The sequence below is a fragment of the Spirillospora sp. NPDC047418 genome (assembly GCF_040643275.1).
In the GTDB taxonomy this organism is placed as follows: Bacteria; Actinomycetota; Actinomycetes; order Streptosporangiales; family Streptosporangiaceae; genus Spirillospora.
The window spans coordinates 20,142-36,813 of the sequence record NZ_JBEYTW010000086.1; the positions used below are offsets into that span (position 1 = coordinate 20,142).

Consider the following 16,672-nt stretch of genomic DNA (forward strand, 5'->3'; position numbering starts at 1 on the left):
GCGACCTGCACTAGCCGTACCGGCCCGTGAGTCCGGGGGCGCGGGTCGTGGGGCCAGTGCGGGTTCAGGGGTGGGGGGAGTGGCGCGCTCGGACGGCCAGGCCGATGGCGCGGATGATCCAGATGACCATCGCGATCTGCAGGACGGCCAGGAAGCCCGTGCCCGGACCGATCGTGAAGGTCAGTACCAGGAACACCCCGAGCATGAGCGGGAACGCGGGGAAGCGCGGGCCGCGGCCGTGGTGGCGGGCCATGTGGCCGCGCCGGTGCTGCCGGTGCTGCCACGCCGGATGCCCTGGGGCACCGAACATCACGGGTGCGCCGAGGGCCGGCGCCTTCTCCGGTTCGGGCAGGCCGGTCGGGGACGGCAGGTCCTTGACCAGGGTGCGCAGGTCGCCGCGCGTCTTGGCGGACAGGACGGCGTCGAGCCGCTCGTCCAGTTCGCCGTGGTCCAGGCGTCCCTCGGCGAAGTGGTCGTGCAGGGCGACCATGACGGCGTCGCGCTCGGCGTCGCCGATGCGGATCTCGTCTTGGCGTGCCATGTCTACTCCTCGTCGTCGGCGGCCGCCGGCCCCGGGTCGTCCAGGTCGTCGGCCAGGATGCGGTACAGGCTGCGCCGGGTCTCCGCCAGGACGTCCTTCGCCTGCGCGACCTGGGCGGGCGAGCCGGAGTGGACGATCTGCATCACCGCGGCCCCGGTCTGCGCGGCCTGCTTGAACAGTTCGGGGACGCCCTCGCCGAACTCGGGCGTCATCTCCGCCCACGGCTCGGCGAGCCGGTCGGCGTTCTCCTCGACGTAGCCGCGGCCCTCGTCGGTGAGGTGGTGGGTGCGGCGCCCGCCGGCCTCGTCCCCGGTGATCAGGCCCTCGTCGGCGAGCTGCTGGAGGGCCGGGTAGACGGCGCCGGGGCTCGGCTTCCACGCCCCGCCGCTGCGCTCGTTGATCTCCTGGATGATCTGGTAGCCGTTGCGCGGCTCCTCGGCCAGCAGCACGAGGATCGCCGCCCGGACGTTGCCCTTGCGCGCCCTGCCGCCGGCGCCGCGCCCCCACGGCCCGCCGCGCCCGCGCGCCCATGGAGGACGCGGGCCGTGGCCGAACCCGCCGGGGCCGCCGAACCCGCCGGGGCCGCCGCCGAACGGTGTGCCGGGGCCGCCGAACAGCGCGCCGAAGCCCGGGAGGTCGCCGCGGCCCCAGGGGCCGTGCCCGTGCATGTGTCCCATGTTCTGCACCACCTTCTGAGATCTACCTATGATCCCTCGCGATACGACAACGATATATCGAAGACGGACGGATGAGCCAGATGGTTCCCGCAGATTCCGCCGATCGGGGCAGGCTTCGCTCTGAGCGAACCGGGCATGATCTCCGGTACCCGGTCTTGCCGTCTGTTTTGGCGAATCTTGGGTACCTCCCTGGTGCGAGGGGGACGATGGGCACACACGAGGCGGTGACCGCGCGAGAGGCGGCCCGCACACCGGACGCCACCGGCCACAGGCCCCGCGCCAGGAACGAGCTGCTGCTCGGCCTGGCGCTCTTCGCGGTGTACTCCCTGGTCACGATGCTGCCGGAGCAGTCCAGGCAGGGGGCGGCCCGCGCCCACGGGGAGATGCTGTACCGGTTCGAGCGAGCGCTGCACATCGACATCGAGCCGGCCCTCAACGGCTGGCTGGCGGACCAGCCCGCGCTGCGCGTCCTCGCCAACTACGAGTACGCGATCACCTACATCGCGAGCGCGCTGGCGCTGCTGACGTGGTTATTCCTCCGCCATCCCGAGCGGTACCGGACGGCCCGCAACGCCTTCGTCATGCTCAACCTGGCCGGCCTCGCCTGCTTCGCGCTGTTCCCCGTCATGCCCCCGCGGCTGATACCCGACCTCGGGTTCACCGACACCGTCCTCGAAGGCCGCACGTGGGGGTCGTGGGGCTCGCCTATGGTCGAGCACGCCGACCGGTACGCCGCCGTCCCCTCCCTGCACATGGCCTGGACGCTGTGGGTCGGCGTCGAGCTCGCCCGCGTGAAGGCGAAGCGGTGGGTTCAGTGGTTGAACGTCGGGCACATCCTCCTTACCCTCTACGTCATCCTGGCGACCGCGAACCACTTCCTCGTGGACGCGGTGGCCGCCGTTCCCTTTGTGGTGGTCTCCGTGTACATCGCCGAGCGCATCGCCCATCCGGCCGCCGGCCGCATCCAGGGCCCCGACGCCTTCTTCCTCTCCGTGGAGACGCCCGCCGCGCCGCAGCAGGCCGGCGGCGTCATCATGCTCGACACCTCGCGGGGCGAGGTCGGGCGCGAGGATCTCGTCCGCGTCATCCGGGAGCGCCTGCCCGGACTGCCGCGCTTCCGCCAGCGGCTCGTCCGGCGCGGCCGCTGGCGCCGCCCCGTCTGGCGCGACCACGACCCCGTCGACTGGGACTGGCACGTCGCCGAGCGGCACGTCGACGGCATGGCCGGGCTGCGCGCCGCCGTCGCGGAGATCCAGTCGGAGCTGCTGCCGCTCGACCGGCCGCCCTGGCGGATGGTCGTGATGAAGGGCGCCGAGCCCGGCCGGACCGCCGTCGTGTACCTGATGCACCACGTCGTCGCCGACGGCGTCGGGATCGTCGCGCAGGCGATGTACCTGATGGAGCCGCCGCCCGACAACCTCGGCGCCCGGTTCCCGCGCAGGCCGTTCCGGAAGGCGCTCGCGACCGTGGTCGGGCTCGGCCAGCTCGCCACCGCCGTGACGAGACCGGACCGGCTGCCCGCCGGCGGGACGTCCGAGCGCCGGTTCGGCTCGATGCGGCTGCCGCTCGCGGCCGTCCGGGACGTGGGACGCCGCTACGGCGCCCGGGTCACCGACGTCGTGCTGTGCGCGGTCGCGGGCGCGCTGAACCGCGTCGTCAGCGAGGACGACGGACGGCCCGGCACCTGCCGCGTCGCCGTGCCGCTCATGATGCGGCCGCCCGGCAGCGCGATGGTCGGCAACCACACCACCGCCGTCATGGTGGACCTGCCCGTCGGGAAGATGGCCGAGCCCGACCGCCTCGCGCTGATCGCCCGCCGCAGCCGCGTGCTGCGGTCCGGCACCCGCGCGCAGGCCGCCTGGTTCGTGATGTGGCAGGCGGGACGCGTCATGCCGATGCCGCTGCACGCCCGGTTCGCCCGCATGTCCTACAGCGGCCGCTTCCTGCAGGGCACCGTGTCCAGCCTACCGGGGCCCGACAAGCCGCTGCGGCTGGCCGGCGCGCCGCTCACCGCCGTGTACCCGATCGTCCCGCTCGCGCCCGGCGCGCCGCTCGCGATCGCCGCGCTCGGCGTCGACCGCGAGCTGTGCTTCGGCGTCTCCCTCGACCCCGGCCTCGCGGACGACGCCGACGCCTTCATGGACGCCGTCCGCGACGTCATCGAGGAACTCCGCGACGAGCCCGAGTAGCCGCGCGGAGCGGGCCCCTCAGATGCTGCGCATCGCGCGGAGGGACTCCTTGAGCGAGCCCATCGTCGCGAAGACGGCGGTGGGCTCGTAGCCGCAGTGCGCCATGCAGTTCGCGCACCGGTCGTCGCGGCCCCGGCCGTAGGCGTCCCAGTCGGTCGTGTCGAGAAGCTCCCGGTAGGTCGCGCAGTAGCCGTCGTCCATCAGGTAGCAGGGCCGCTGCCAGCCCTTCAGCGAGTACGACGGGATCGCCCACGCCGTGCACGCGAAGTCGGCCTTCCCTTCGAGGAAGTCGAGGAACAGCGGCGAGTGGTTGAACCGCCAGCGCTTGCGCCGGCCGTCCGCGAACGCCTTCGCGAACAGGGACCGGGTCTCCTGCACGCCGAGGAAGTGGTCCTGGTCGGGTGCCTTCTCGTAGGCGTACGCCGGCGAGATCATCATCTGGTCGACGCGCAGGTCGTCGTTCAGGTAGTCGAGGACGTCGATGACCGTCTGCGGCGTGTCGGTGTTGAACACGGTCGTGTTCGTGGTGACCCGGAACCCGCGCTCCTGGCACATCCGCACCGCCTCGACCGCCTGGTCGAACACGCCCTCCTTGCACACCGACGCGTCGTGCCGCTCCCGCAGCCCGTCGATGTGGACGGCCCACGCGAAGTACGGGGACGGCTCGAACCGGTCGATCTTCTTCGGGATCAGCGCGGCGTTCGTGCACAGGAACACGTACCGCCTCATCTTGACCAGCCGGTCGACCAGCTCGCCGATCTGCGGGTGCATGAGCGGTTCGCCGCCCGCGATCGAGACCATCGGCGCCCCGCACTCGCGGACGGCGGCGATCGCCTGCTCGACCGGCATCCGCTGCTTCAGCACGTCCGCCGGATGCTGGATCTTCCCGCAGCCCGCGCAGGCCAGGTTGCACGCGTACAGCGGCTCCAGCTCCATGATCAGCGGATACTTCGTCCGCCCGGCGAGCTTGTTCCGCAGCACGTATCCGCCGACGCGCAGGCTCTGCCGCAGTGGCATCCCCATGGTCAGGACTCCTTCAGGTACCGGCCCAGCGCCGAGATCGGGAACACCAGCCGGTAGAGGTGGTAGTTGATGTAGAAGTCGCCGGGGAACCCGGTGCCGGTGAAGTGGTCCTCGTCCCACGTCCCGTCCGGGCGCTGGTGCTCGACCAGCCAGCGCGCGCCGCGCTCGACGACCGGGCCGCGCTCGCCGGCGGCGAGCAGCGCGAGCAGTGCCCACGCCGTCTGCGACGGGGTCGACGCCCCGTGCCCGACCCAGGACCGGTCGCGGTAGGAGCGCAGGTCCTCGCCCCAGCCGCCGTCGTCGCGCTGGTGGCGCGCCAGCCAGCCGACCGCGTGCCGGATCACCGGCTTCTCCGGCCGGACGCCCGCCGCGATCAGCGCCGGGACGACGGCGCCCGTCCCGTACACGTGGTTGGCGCCCCACCGGCCGAACCAGGAACCGTCCGGCTCCTGCGCCTTCAGCAGCCACACCACGGCCCGCTTGGCGAGGAGCGAGTCGGCCATGCCCCGGTGCGCCAGCGCCTCCACGACGTGCGCGGTGACGTCGGCGGACGGCGGGTCGATGACCTCGCCGAAGTCGCAGAACGGCAGCTTGCGGCACAGCGCGCGGGTGTTGTCGGCGTCGAACGCGCCGAACCCGCCGTCCGCCGACACCATCCCGGCCATCCAGCGGACGCCCCGCTCGATCGCCGGCTCCGCCTCCGGGTGCCGGACGCGGTCCAGCGCGATCACGGCCTCGGCGGTGTCGTCGACATCGGGGTAGACGTCGTTGTCGAACTCGAACGCCCAGCCGCCGGGCGGCAGGTCCGGGCGCCGCACCGACCAGTCGCCGGGCCCCCGCACCTCCTCGCCGATCACCCATTCCGCGGCCCGCTCCAGCGCCGGATGCCCGGCGGGCAGGCCCGCGTCGGCGAGCGCGTTCATCGCGAGGACGGTGTCCCAGACGGGGGACTGGCAGGCTTCGAGCCGCCGCCCCCGCTCGTCCCGGATCGTGAACCGCTCGAGCCCGTCCAGGCCGCGCCGGACGACCGGGTGGTCGAGGCCGTAGCCGAGCAGGTGCAGCGCCAGCAGCGAGTACACCCACGGCGGCTGGATGCCGCCCCACGACCCGTCCCGCTCCTGCCGCGCGACGATCCACTCGCCGGCGCGGCGCAGCGCCGCGTCCCGCAGCCCCTTCAGCGGGCGCCGGGGCGCGTGCCGCTGGTACACGTGCAGGGCCCTGTCAAGCGCCCCGAACGCCGCCCCCCAGCCGGGCAGCGCCCGCCGCCGCGGCCGCGGGAGGTCGTAGTCGGGGACGAGCTCGTCCAGCCCGAACGCCAGCGGCCGGACGGGACGCAGCGCGCCCACCACGGTCAGCGGCACGATCGTCTGCCGCGCCCAGCAGGCGAAGTCGTAGACGTTCAGCGGGAACCAGCGCGGCAGGAACAGCATCTCCGGCGGGACCACCGGCAGCTCGTCCCACGGCCAGCGGCCGAACATGGCCAGCCAGAAGCGGGTGAACACGCGGGTCGCCGGGACGCCGCCCGCGCTGCGGACGTAGGCGGCGGCGCGGATCATGTGCCCGGCGTCCGGCGGGTCCCCGGCGAGCCGCAGCGCCACGTACGCCTCGACGGTCGTGGACAGGTCCGGCGGGCCGTCGTGGAAGTTCGCCCACGTCCCGTCGGGCGCCTGCCGCGAGCGGATCCAGCGCGCCGCCTCGCCCGTGTCCTCGTCGGTGCGGATGCCGAGGAACTCGCGCAGCAGCAGGTCCTCGGCGTCCATCGTGACGTTGGTCTGCAGCTCGCCCTTCCACCAGCCCTCGGGGGACTGGAGCAGCAGCAGGTGGTCGCGGGCGGCCTCCAGCGCTCCGGCGGCCGTCCGGGGCGCGGTGGCCTCCGGTGTTCCCGGTGTTTCCAGCGTTGTCATCAGCAGTTCCGGATCTCTCAGTGGTCCCGGCGGGTGACGAAGTCGGCGATGCGGAGGAACTCGGCGCGGACCGAGTCCGGCACCCGTGCGGCCAGCAGCGCCTCGGCGGCGAGCTGGATGCGGCTCTCCGCCTCGAGCTCCGCCCAGGCGCGCCCGCCCGCCGCCTCCACCAGCGCGGCGGTCTCGGCCAGGTCGTCCTCGGACGGCTCCGACCGCGCGTACAGCTCGGCGAGCCGCGCGGCCTCCGGCGTGCCGGCGTTCAGCGCGGCGACGACCGGCAGCGACATCTTGCGGGACCGCAGGTCCGACATGGCCGGCTTCCCGGTGGTCGCGGGGTCGCCCCAGATGCCGAGCAGATCGTCCACCAGCTGGAACGCGACGCCGAGTTCCGTGCCGAACGCCTCGAGCGCGTCCGACAGCGACTCCGGCGCGCCGTCCAGGACGGCCCCGATCGAGCAGGAGCACGCCAGCAGCGCGGCGGTCTTGTCGGACGCCATGGCCACGCACTCGTCCACGCCGATCTGCCTGCGCGTCTCGAAGTCCATGTCGAGCGACTGGCCGGCGATGAGGCGGCGGGTTGCGGTGGACAGCGCGCGCGCCGCCTTCGCCGAACCCTGGCCGGGCGCCTCCAGCAGGACCTCGCCGGCGAGGGCGAGGAGCGCGTCGCCGGCCAGGATCGCCGACGGCTCGCCGAACACCGTCCACGCCGCGGGACGGTGCCTGCGGGTGCGGTCGCCGTCCATGATGTCGTCGTGCAGGAGCGAGAACGCGTGGGTCAGCTCCACCGCGACCGCTCCCGGCAGGGCGCTCTCGGGCGGCGCCACGGCGGCGCGCGCCGACAGCAGCGCGAGCGCCGGGCGGAGCGCCTTGCCCACCGGCGCCTTGCGCGGATGGCCCTCCTCGTCCGCCCAGCCGAGATGGTAGGCCGCCACACGGTAGGTGCGCGGATCGAGCCGGCCGACGGCGGCGCGCAACGCCCCGTCGACCAGCTCCCGGACATCGGTCATCGAGACCGGAACGGCAGTCACCGGCCCCTCACCCCCTTGAGGTGGCGATGGATCGGCTGAGAGCCGGGGAATGGTGCAGCGCTCCGGGAGCCGGCGGGCGGGCGGGTCACCGGTCCCTCGCCCCTTCCAGATGGCGGCGGACCAGGCGCGCGGCGGTGAGGCCGCTGCGCACGGCGCCCTCCATCGTGTCCGGCCAGCCCGTGTCGGTCCACGCGCCGGCGAGGAACAGCCCCGGTGCGCGCGTCGCCGCGCTCGGCCGGGCCGCGGCGCTGCCCGGACGCTGCCGGAACGTCGCCCGGCGCTCCCGCGTCACGAACAGCTCCCGGACGGCGGCGCCCCGCGCGGCCGGCAGCAGCCGCCGCAGCTCCGGGACGAACCGGGCGCGCAGCTCGGCGGTCGGCATGTCGATCCACCGGTCGGCGGCCGACAGCGACACCGCCAGGTACTGGCCGCGGCGCAGCCCGCTCACCGCCGTCCGGTCGAACACCCACTGGATGGGCGAGGCGACCGCGGCGGCGAACGGCGCGTCCATGACCGTGCGGTCGTAGACGACGTGCACGTTCACGATGGGGCTGGCGTCCAGCTCGGGCCAGCGCAGCGGCTCCGGCAGCGCCTGCGCGGGCAGCAGCCGCGCCGCCGCCTCGTGCGGCACCGCCATGATCACCGCGTCGGCGGCCATCGGCTCGCCGTCCACCACCACCTTCGGGTCGGTGGTGACGGCCTCGACCTTCGACTTCAGCCGGACGGTCCCGCCCATCTCGGCGATGCGGCGCAGCGCCGGGCCGCCGTGCAGCTCCTCCAGCGGGACGAGCGGGACCCCGATGTCGGCGGCGTCGGCGCGGCCGAGCAGCGCCCGCTTGCACACCATCGCGGACAGGCCCATCGCCGCGTCGTCCACCTCGGCGTTGAGCGCGGCCGTGATGAACAGCCCCCACAGCGCCTGCCGCGCCCACGTCCGCTGCCCGCGCTCGGCCAGCCACGTCCCCGCCGACATCGTGTCGAGGACGGGGTCGGCGGGGTCGAGGCGGCCCAGCCCGGCCGCGGCGCGCATCGCGCGGAGCCGGTCGCCGGGATCGAGCGGCGCGTACCGGGCCAGCGCGGGCAGCAGGTGCAGCGGGCTCGGCAGCCGCGCCCGCCGCAGCCGCGCCGCCGCCGCGCCCGGCCGCAGGACGGCCACGTCGAACCGGTCCTGCACCTCCACCAGGTGGTCGGCGCGGAGCCTGCGCAGCAGCCCCTGGTACGCCGAGCAGCACCGCAGGAACACGTGCTGCCCGTTGTCGACGCTCAGCTCGCCCCGGACGAACGAGTGCGTCGCGCCGCCCAGCCACGGCCGGGACTCGACGAGCGTCACCGGCACGTCCGACTCCTGCAGCGCGATGGCGGCGCTGATGCCCGCGAGCCCGCCGCCGACGATCACCACGCTCACCGCTCCACCCCCGACAGCGCGCGCGCCGCCACCACGGCCTTCTGCCAGGTGGGCAGCGAGGCCCGGCTGTTCAGCGCGGTCGACGGCTGCGCCGCGATGGTGTCCAGCAGCCGCCGGTAGATGCCGGCCATCGCGGCCGTGCAGGCGGCGCTGCGGCGGTCCAGCAGCGGCAGCAGCCGCAGCCCCTCCGCGTACCAGGCGCGGGCCCGCTCCGCCTGGAAGCCGACCAGCTTGTTCAGCCGCCACGGCGGGTCGACGAAGGTGCCCGACTCGTCCAGCTCCAGCGTGCAGCCGAACCGGTCCAGGTCCTCGCGCGGGATGTAGGTGCGGCCCGCCAGCCGGTCCTCGCGCAGGTCGCGCAGGATGTTGGTGAGCTGCAGCGCGACGCCGAGCGAGTCGGCGAGGCCCTCCGCGCGCTGCCGGCCGTCCGACCCGAACACCCCGAGCGACAGCCGCCCGACCGTCCCCGCGACCCGCTGGCAGTACCGCAGCAGGTCGTCGAAGGTGTCGTAGTCGGCGCCCCGCACGTCGTTCTCGCAGCCGTCGATCAGCTCGTCGAACGCCGCCAGCGGGATCGGGTAGCGGCCCGCCGCGTCGGTCAGCGCGGTCAGCACCGGATGCCCCTCCAGCGCCCGCACGTCCGCGCGGCGCCGCAGCACGTCCTGGACGGTCAGCAGCCGCTGCCGCGTCCGGTCCAGCAGGTCGAGCCGCACGCACGCCGGCTCGGGGCCGTCCCCGATGTCGTCGATGCCGCGCGCGAACGCGTAGATCGCGCTCATCGCCCGCCGCTTCGGCGCCGGCATCAGCCGGATCCCGTAGGAGAAGTTGCGGGCCTCCTCGCGGACGACCCGCTCGCAGTGCCGGTACGCCTCGACCACCCGCTCGGACCGCTCGCACGCCTCCAGCGCCGTCATCGCCGTCGTCCCCCTTCGACCGTGCGGTGCGTGCGCGATCGCGCCCGCTCCCCAGGCGACACCGTCATCGCCGTCCTCCCTCGACCGTGCGGTGTGTCCGCGCTCGCGCGCTCTCCGGGCAGCACCGTCATCGCCGTCCTCCTTCAAGAACGCGCACCCATCGGAAGGGCACCGCCGCCCGCCCCGGGCGCAACCGGTGCGCGAGGACGTCGTAGTGCCCGCGGGCCAGGGCCGCCAGCGCCGCGCGCCCCCCGGCCACGTAGCCGGCCACGGCGATCCGCGCCCATCCGGTCAGCCCGGCCATGAGCGGCGGCGTGCCCCGGTCCAGCAGTTCGGCGGCGCGGCCGGCCTCCAGCGCCAGCACGCCGCGCAGCCGCGTCGGCGTCACCGCGCGCCCGAGGTCCTCCTCGGCGCAGCCGAACCGCCGCAGGTCCGCGCCGGGCAGGTAGACGCGCCCGGCCCGGTAGTCCTGGCCGGCGTCCTGGCAGTGCTCGATGATCTGCAGCGCCGTGCACACGTCGTCGGACGCCGCCACCAGGGCCGGCCGGTGCGCCCGGAACAGGTGCAGGACGATGCGTCCGACGGGCGCGGCCGACAGCGCGCAGTAGCCCGTCAGCTCATCGAACGTCTCGTACCGGTGGACGATCTGGTCCCGCCGGTTGGCCTGGACGAGGTCGCGGAACGGCTCCTCCGGGACGCGGTGCGCGTGCACCGTCCCCGCCAGCCGCCTCAGCTGCGGCAGGTTCGGCGTCCGGCCGGCGAACACGCGGTCCAGGTCGTCGTCCACGAGGCCGAGCAGCTTGGACCGCTGCTCCGGCGGCGCCTCGTCGCCGATGTCGTCGACGAGCCGCGCGAATCCGTAGACGGCCCGCAGACCGGCGCGGTGCCGGGCGGGCAGCAGCCGCGCGGCCACCGGAAAGTTCTCCAGGGCCGCGAGCCGGTCCAGTGCGCGATCGTGCTCCTCGGCGCTCCAGGGCGGTTCAATGATCACCATGGAGAGATCGACAGGTACGGCACCAGAAAAACTCTGGCCGAGGTATGGACTTATTTAAACGCCGCGTGTCCTGCCCCTGAACCGTTGCAGAGGGAGCGGCGCCAGAGGGCGCCGCATAGGCTTCGGGCATGTCGACGCAGCTGACCCATGAGCGTGAGATCACCGAGCCCGTCGAGCTGTGCCTGCCGGACGGGCGGCTCGACCCGGACGCGGTCGGCTGGACGCGGCGGCCCCTGCACCGCGCGAACCTGCGCGGGTGGGGCCGGGTGAAGCGGTGGGAGTACTGGGGGATCGTCACGCCCCGGCACCTCATCGGGCTGGTGGCCTCGTCGATCGACTACGCCGGGGTACACGGCGTGTGGGTGCTCGACCGCGAGACGGGCGAGGAGTTCGCGAAGGACGCCGTGGTGCCGTTCGCGCGCGGTGCCGTGTTCCCCGACCGCAGCGGGGTGGGCGAGGCGTCCGTGCGGGGCGGGGGAGTGGCGGTCGGCGTCCGGCAGAGCCCGTCGGGCTCGCGGGTGCGGGCTCTGGCCCCCGGGGTCGTCGACCTCGATGTCGAGGTTCCGCTGCCGGACGGGCACGAGTCGCTCGGCGTGGTGATCCCATGGGGGCCCCGGCGGTTCCAGTACACGGTGAAGGACGTCGGGCGCCCGGTGGCGGGGCGGCTGACGCTGCCGTCGGGGGAGCACGAGATCGGGGAGGGCGCCTTCGCCGTCCTCGACCACGGGCGCGGGAAGTGGCCCTACCGGATGACGTGGAACTGGGCGGCGGCGAGCGGTCCGGGCCTCGCGCTGCAGTTCGGCGGCAAGTGGACGGACGGCACCGGCATGACCGAGAACGCCGTCTTCGTGGATGGGCGCCTCCACAAGATCGGCGAGGAGCTGGACTGGTCGTACGACCGCGCCGACTGGCTGCGCCCCTGGACGATCCGCGGGAAGCGGGTCGAGGTCGAGTTCCGCCCCTTCCACGAGAAGGTCGCGCGCACCGAGCTGGGCGTCATCGGTACCGAGACCCACCAGTGCTTCGGGCATTTCAGCGGACGCGTCCAGACCGACGACGGCGCCTGGATCGGCGTCGACGGGCTCACCGGGTGGGCGGAGGAGGCCCGGCAGCGCTGGTGAGGCGCGCGTTCACCGCGCGGACCAGGTCCTCGGGGAGCTTGCAGACCTCCCGGTCGTAGGTGAGGAGGCCGTTCAGCTCGTCCTCGACGTCCGAGAGCTGGGTGTAGACGGTCGCGCTGAGGCCGCGCGGGATCGCCGGGACGATCTGCCGCGCGTGCAGCCGCGCGAACGCCGCGCCGAGACGGCCGGCGGAGTCGTAGCGCTTGTAGCCGAAGTCCTCGTCGTTGAAGGCGTGGCCGTCGACCCGCAGGTTGTACCCGCCGTATTCGGAGAGGACGAGGACGCGGGGGTCCTTGCGGCGGGGCACGCGGAAACTCCGGAAATAGACGTGCAGGCTGCGCAGGTCCCCGGCCCTCTGGTCGTGCCATCCGCTGGCGTGGTCGATCGTCCTGGTGGGGTCGAGCGCCCTGACCTCGGCGGCGATGTCCGCCGCGTCGAACTGGCCCCAGCCCTCGTTGAACGGCACCCAGACGGCGATGCCCACCACGTTGCGGAGGTGCTCGATCGTCTGCCGCGTCTCTTCCCGGAAGCGGTCGCGGGAACCGGCGTCGGCGCGTCCGAAACGCCTGTGGTTCCGGTCGTCCAGCCGCAGCGGCGCCACGGCGGGTGCCGTGACGACCTCCGGGCGGTACGGGCCACCGCCGTTCACCATGTCCTGCCACACGAGGATGCCGAGCCGGTCGCAGTGGTGGTACCAGCGCAGCGGCTCCACCTTGATGTGCTTGCGGAGCATGGTGAAACCGAGCCGCTTCATCGTCGCGATGTCGTGTACGAGCGCCTCGTCGGACGGCGCGGTGTACATCCCGTCCGACCAGTAGCCCTGGTCGAGGACGCCCGCGTGGAAGTACGGGCGGCCGTTCAGCAGCAGCCGCGGGACGCCGTCCTCGTCCGGGCCGACGCCGAACGACCGCATCCCGACGTAGCTCTCGACGCGGTCTGTGCCGAGTTCGACCGTGATGTCGTAGAGGAAGGGATCTTCGGGGCTCCACGGCCGGACGTCCGGGATCGGGATCCGGACGGGCTCGCCGGCGTCCGCTTCGGTGTGCGCGACGACCTCGCCGCCCGCGTGGATCTCGATACGGGCGCGCCCGGCGGCGGCGTGGGCCGTCACCTCGACGCACGACTCGTCCAGGTGCGGGACGAGCGTGAGCCGCTCCACGTGCACCTCGGGTACGCACTCGATCCACACCGTCTGCCAGATGCCGGACTGGGCGGTGTACCAGATGCCGCCGCGCTTGAGCTTCTGCTTCCCCCAGCCCCGGTCGCCGGTGTCGGACGGGTCCTGGACCTCGACGACGAGGGAGCCGGCGCCGTCCTCCAAGAGGTCGGTGATGTCGAAACTGAACGGGAGGTAGCCGCCTTCGTGCCGTCCGGCCTCCCGGTCGTTGACCGTCACGCGGCAGGTCTGGTCGACGGCGCCGAAATGCAGCAGGACGCGGTCGCCTTCCCGGCGGAACCCGTCCTGCAGGCGGATGCTCCGCCGGTACCAGAGCGTCTCGTCCGGGAGGAGTTGCCGGCCGACGCCCGACAGTGCCGACTCGGGCGAGAACGGCACGACGATCTCACCGTCGTACTCGGCCGGTTCGGCGTCGGCGAACGCGTACTCCCAGCGTCCGTTGAGGTTGAGGTAGCTGTCGCGGACGAGCTGCGGCCGCGGATACTCCGGCAACACCGCGTCCGGATCGAGTGCCCTGCCCCATCTGGTGAGCAGCGTCATCGCACGGCCTCCTTCGTCCTCGCGTCCCGGCGGCGCAGCGCCAGCACCGGCGGGACGATCAGCACCAGCACGGCCGCCGCGGCCAGGAAGATCGCCGGCGTCGGGACGTGCTTGACCACGCCGAGCTCCTCGTAGCGCTCGTCCGCGCCCTTGATGACGGCGGCGCCGAGCCACGGTCCCACGATCATGGGGATGAGGATGGCGAACACCATCCGGAGCCCCTGCACGTGCCCGGCCCGTCCCGGCGGCGTGTGGTCCCGGACGAGCGCGCCGACCGGTGCCAGCACCAGCATGAACCCCGACATCAGCACCAGCCCGGCCCCGATCACCGGCACCATGCCGCGCGCGAGCGGCATCAGCAGCAGCCCCGCCGCGTACACCGCGACCGCCGGCGCGAGGAACCGCACCTTCCCGACCCGGTCGATCACCCGCCCGGCCAGCACGCTGACCGCCGACGCGCCGGTCAGGACGACGGCGAGCACGAGCGCGTACCCGGCGATCTCCAGGTACCGCTCCAGATAGATGATCAGGTATGGCAGGAAGACCTGCGTGGAGATCCCCCACACGCACCACGCCGTGAGCGCCAGGTACAGCCCCGGGTTCTTCCGCACCGCCGACGGGCGCAGCCCGTGGACGAGCGCGGCGAGGTATCCGCCGTCCTGCCGGTCCGCGGGCTCTACGGGCTGGTCTCGGACGAACACCCAGGCCACGACACCGGCCACCGCGATGATCAGCCCGATGACGAGGAAGAACAGCGACCACTGGCCGTCCCGCGTCATCCAGTCGAGCCCGCCGAAGACGACGAGCATCGACATCAGCGGCATGACGGCGAGGACCGACTCGACCCGTCCCCGGTTCTCGGTCCGGGTCACGTCCGTCACCCACGCCTGGAACGCCGCGTCGTTCGCGCCCGAGCCGAGGAACGACATCACGCAGTCGAGGACGACGACGGTGACCGCCGCGACCACGACCGCGTCCGCGAACGGCGCGATCTCCGCGACCGTGTCCACGCTGATCAGCCCGAACGCCGCCGTGGACAGGCCCCACACGACGTAGCCCCCGGCGATGAACGCGCGCCTGCGCCCCATCCGGTCCGACAGCGCCCCGATCGTCAGCGTCGCGACGGTCGCCGCCACCGCGCTCGCCGCGACCATGGCCGCGATCACGTCGGGGTTCCCGCTGATCGTGTCGTAGACGAACACGTTGAGGTACATGTTCTCGACCGTCCAGGCGAGCTGCCCGACGAAGCCGAGGACGACCAGCATCGTCCAGAGCCGTCGTCCCAGCGAGACGGTGTTTCCTGTGCTCACGGACGAGACAGTACAACGACCACTTACCAGAATGATTCGGACATCGTCCCGCAGGGGGTTGCACGCATCCTAGAATCGAGTTCTAATTTGGATCCGGGGGGATCGGGGGCGCCAGAAGCGCCGTGCTGAAAGGAACCCCAGTGAGGCTCACCGGCATCCCACTGCTCGCGTCCGCTCTCGTCCTCGCGGGGGCCGCGCCGGTCGCCGCCCAGCCGCGTCCGCCGGATCCGCCCGCCGTCGTCCGCACCGATCTCGGCCCGGTGCGCGGCCAGGTGCAGTCCGGCCACCGGCTCTTCCAGGGCATCCCGTACGCCGCCCCGCCGACCGGGGACCTGCGGTGGAGACCGCCGCAGCCGGCGCGCCCCTGGACGGGCACCTACGACGCCACGTTCCCGCGCAGCCAGTGCGCGCAACTCGCGCCTCCCTACGGAGGCGAGACGACCTACGTCGAAGACTGCCTGTACCTGAACGTGACCACGCCCAACCCGAACCGCGCACACCGCCGGAAGCCGCTCCCGGTCATGGTGTGGGTACACGGCGGCAGCAACACGACCGGCAGCGGAAGCACCTACAACGCCGCCAAGCTCGCCGTGGACGGCGACGTCGTGGTCGTCACCGTCAACTACCGCCTCGGCCCGCTCGGCTGGCTCGCGCATCCGGGCCTGGAGACCGGCGCCGACCGGGGCTACCAGGCGGGCAACTACGGGCTGCTCGACCAGCAGGCCGCACTCCGCTGGGTCCAGCGCAACGCCAGGGCCTTCGGCGGGGACCCGCGGAACGTGACGCTGTTCGGCGAGTCCGCCGGTGCCGCGGACTCCTGCGCCAACCTCGTCTCGCCGACCGCCGCCGGACTCTTCCACAAGGTCATCGCGCAGAGCTTCAGCTGCACCACCCCGGTGCGCACCGAAGCCTCGGCGGAGGCCGACGGCACGGTGCTCGCCGAGGCCGTGGGATGCGGCGACGGATCGCCCGCCGCGTGCCTGCGCGCCGTCCCCGCCCAAACGCTGCTGGAGACCTTCGCCGCGAAGGGCATGAGCGCAGGCCCCGTCGCAGGCGGTGTCGCGGGCGGCGCGTCAGGCGGCGCCACGGGAGGCGACCGCGTCCTGCCGCTGCAACCCGCGCAGGCGATCGAGCAGGGGCGCTTCAACCGGATGCCGGTCATGCACGGCAACACCCTGGACGAAATGCGCCTGTTCGTCTCGCTCTATTACCCCCGTCCGATCACCGCCGCACAGTACGAGGCCATCGTGCGCTCCACGTACGGTGCCGACGCCGACGCGGTGCTGGCCCGCTATCCGGCCGGCGACTACGCCGACCCCAGGATCGCGCTGTCCACGATCCAGACCGACGCCGGCGGGGCCCTGTCGTCCTGCCTGCACCAGGACGCCTTCCGGCTGCTGAAGCGCGCGGGCGTCCCGGTGTACGCATACCAGTTCGCCGACCGCACCGCTCCTCCGCTGCTCGACGTCCCCGGCTTCGAGGAGGGCGCCGAGCACGCGACGGAACTCACGTTCCTGTTCCCGGGCCTGCTGGGCGAACTGAACCCGGCGCAGACCCGGCTCTCCGACACCATGGTCGGCTACTGGACGTCGTTCGCCCACAACGGCAAGCCCGCAGCGCGACAGGCGCCGCACTGGCCGCGTTTCCACTCACCGGACGACGTCCTGTCACTCGCGCCCGGCCCGGGCGGCATCCACCGCGTCGACACCACCAAGACAAGCAACTGCACCTTCTGGAACACCCTCTGACCCCGCCGCCCATGCCACCCCACCACCCCACCGCCCGGGCCGCCCCGTCGTTGATCTGCGGCGTGTTGTTGTTTTCGACGTGCTCATAACAACAACACGCC

13 protein-coding genes are annotated in these 16,672 nt (G+C 73.2%); 3 read left to right on the top strand and 10 right to left on the bottom strand.

Annotated elements, in window-relative coordinates; translation table 11 throughout:
• Positions 1–64 precede the first annotated feature (64 nt).
• Both ABZ806_RS35485 and ABZ806_RS35490 read right to left on the bottom strand, forming a co-directional pair.
• Entirely contained in the window at positions 65–541 is a 477-nt protein-coding gene (locus tag ABZ806_RS35485; RefSeq protein ID WP_500222066.1) for a DUF1707 SHOCT-like domain-containing protein, read from the bottom strand.
• Between the two features lie 2 nt (positions 542–543).
• Positions 544–1,218 (bottom strand): PadR family transcriptional regulator, encoded by a 675-nt coding sequence (locus ABZ806_RS35490; RefSeq protein WP_500222069.1) that lies wholly within the window; start codon positions 1,216–1,218, stop codon positions 544–546.
• Positions 1,219–1,424: 206 nt separating this feature from the next.
• Here ABZ806_RS35490 and ABZ806_RS35495 point away from each other — a divergent pair, with 206 nt between their 5' ends.
• Positions 1,425–3,407 carry a bifunctional phosphatase PAP2/O-acyltransferase family protein gene (locus ABZ806_RS35495; RefSeq protein ID WP_500222071.1) on the top strand — a complete coding sequence of 661 codons (1,983 nt, stop codon included), beginning with the start codon at positions 1,425–1,427 and terminating at the stop codon, positions 3,405–3,407.
• Between the two features lie 18 nt (positions 3,408–3,425).
• On the opposite strand, the gene hpnH is transcribed toward ABZ806_RS35495, so the two are convergent.
• From hpnH to hpnC, 6 genes are all read right to left on the bottom strand, one after another.
• Positions 3,426–4,430, bottom strand: coding sequence for an adenosyl-hopene transferase HpnH (gene hpnH, locus ABZ806_RS35500; protein WP_500222073.1), 1,005 nt, complete (start codon positions 4,428–4,430; stop codon positions 3,426–3,428).
• A gap of 2 nt (positions 4,431–4,432) precedes the next feature.
• Positions 4,433–6,334, bottom strand: a complete 1,902-nt coding sequence (gene shc, locus ABZ806_RS35505; RefSeq protein WP_500222075.1) for a squalene--hopene cyclase — start codon at positions 6,332–6,334, stop codon at positions 4,433–4,435.
• Positions 6,335–6,351: 17 nt separating this feature from the next.
• Entirely contained in the window at positions 6,352–7,362 is a 1,011-nt protein-coding gene (locus tag ABZ806_RS35510) for a polyprenyl synthetase family protein (RefSeq protein WP_500222077.1), read from the bottom strand.
• Positions 7,363–7,447: 85 nt separating this feature from the next.
• The gene (gene hpnE, locus ABZ806_RS35515) at positions 7,448–8,767 is read right to left on the bottom strand and encodes a hydroxysqualene dehydroxylase HpnE (protein WP_500222080.1); all 1,320 of its coding nucleotides are present in this window, start codon (positions 8,765–8,767) and stop codon (positions 7,448–7,450) included.
• Positions 8,764–9,681 carry a presqualene diphosphate synthase HpnD gene (gene hpnD, locus ABZ806_RS35520; protein ID WP_500222082.1) on the bottom strand — a complete coding sequence of 306 codons (918 nt, stop codon included), beginning with the start codon at positions 9,679–9,681 and terminating at the stop codon, positions 8,764–8,766. The genes hpnE and hpnD overlap by 4 nt, the downstream gene beginning before the upstream one ends.
• A 127-nt stretch (positions 9,682–9,808) precedes the next feature.
• Positions 9,809–10,675 carry a squalene synthase HpnC gene (gene hpnC / locus ABZ806_RS35525; RefSeq protein ID WP_500222084.1) on the bottom strand — a complete coding sequence of 289 codons (867 nt, stop codon included), beginning with the start codon at positions 10,673–10,675 and terminating at the stop codon, positions 9,809–9,811.
• Between the two features lie 128 nt (positions 10,676–10,803).
• Here hpnC and ABZ806_RS35530 point away from each other — a divergent pair, with 128 nt between their 5' ends.
• Positions 10,804–11,796 carry a DUF2804 domain-containing protein gene (locus tag ABZ806_RS35530; protein WP_500222086.1) on the top strand — a complete coding sequence of 331 codons (993 nt, stop codon included), beginning with the start codon at positions 10,804–10,806 and terminating at the stop codon, positions 11,794–11,796.
• Here ABZ806_RS35530 and ABZ806_RS35535 read toward each other — a convergent pair.
• Together ABZ806_RS35535 and ABZ806_RS35540 are read right to left on the bottom strand one after the other, a co-directional pair.
• Positions 11,759–13,513, bottom strand: coding sequence for a glycoside hydrolase family 2 protein (locus ABZ806_RS35535; RefSeq protein WP_500222089.1), 1,755 nt, complete (start codon positions 13,511–13,513; stop codon positions 11,759–11,761). The genes ABZ806_RS35530 and ABZ806_RS35535 overlap by 38 nt on opposite strands.
• Entirely contained in the window at positions 13,510–14,823 is a 1,314-nt protein-coding gene (locus ABZ806_RS35540; RefSeq protein WP_500222092.1) for an MFS transporter, read from the bottom strand. The genes ABZ806_RS35535 and ABZ806_RS35540 overlap by 4 nt, the downstream gene beginning before the upstream one ends.
• A 140-nt stretch (positions 14,824–14,963) precedes the next feature.
• On the opposite strand from ABZ806_RS35540, the gene ABZ806_RS35545 reads away from it, so the two are divergent.
• Entirely contained in the window at positions 14,964–16,571 is a 1,608-nt protein-coding gene (locus ABZ806_RS35545; protein ID WP_500222094.1) for a carboxylesterase/lipase family protein, read from the top strand.
• Positions 16,572–16,672 lie beyond the last annotated feature (101 nt).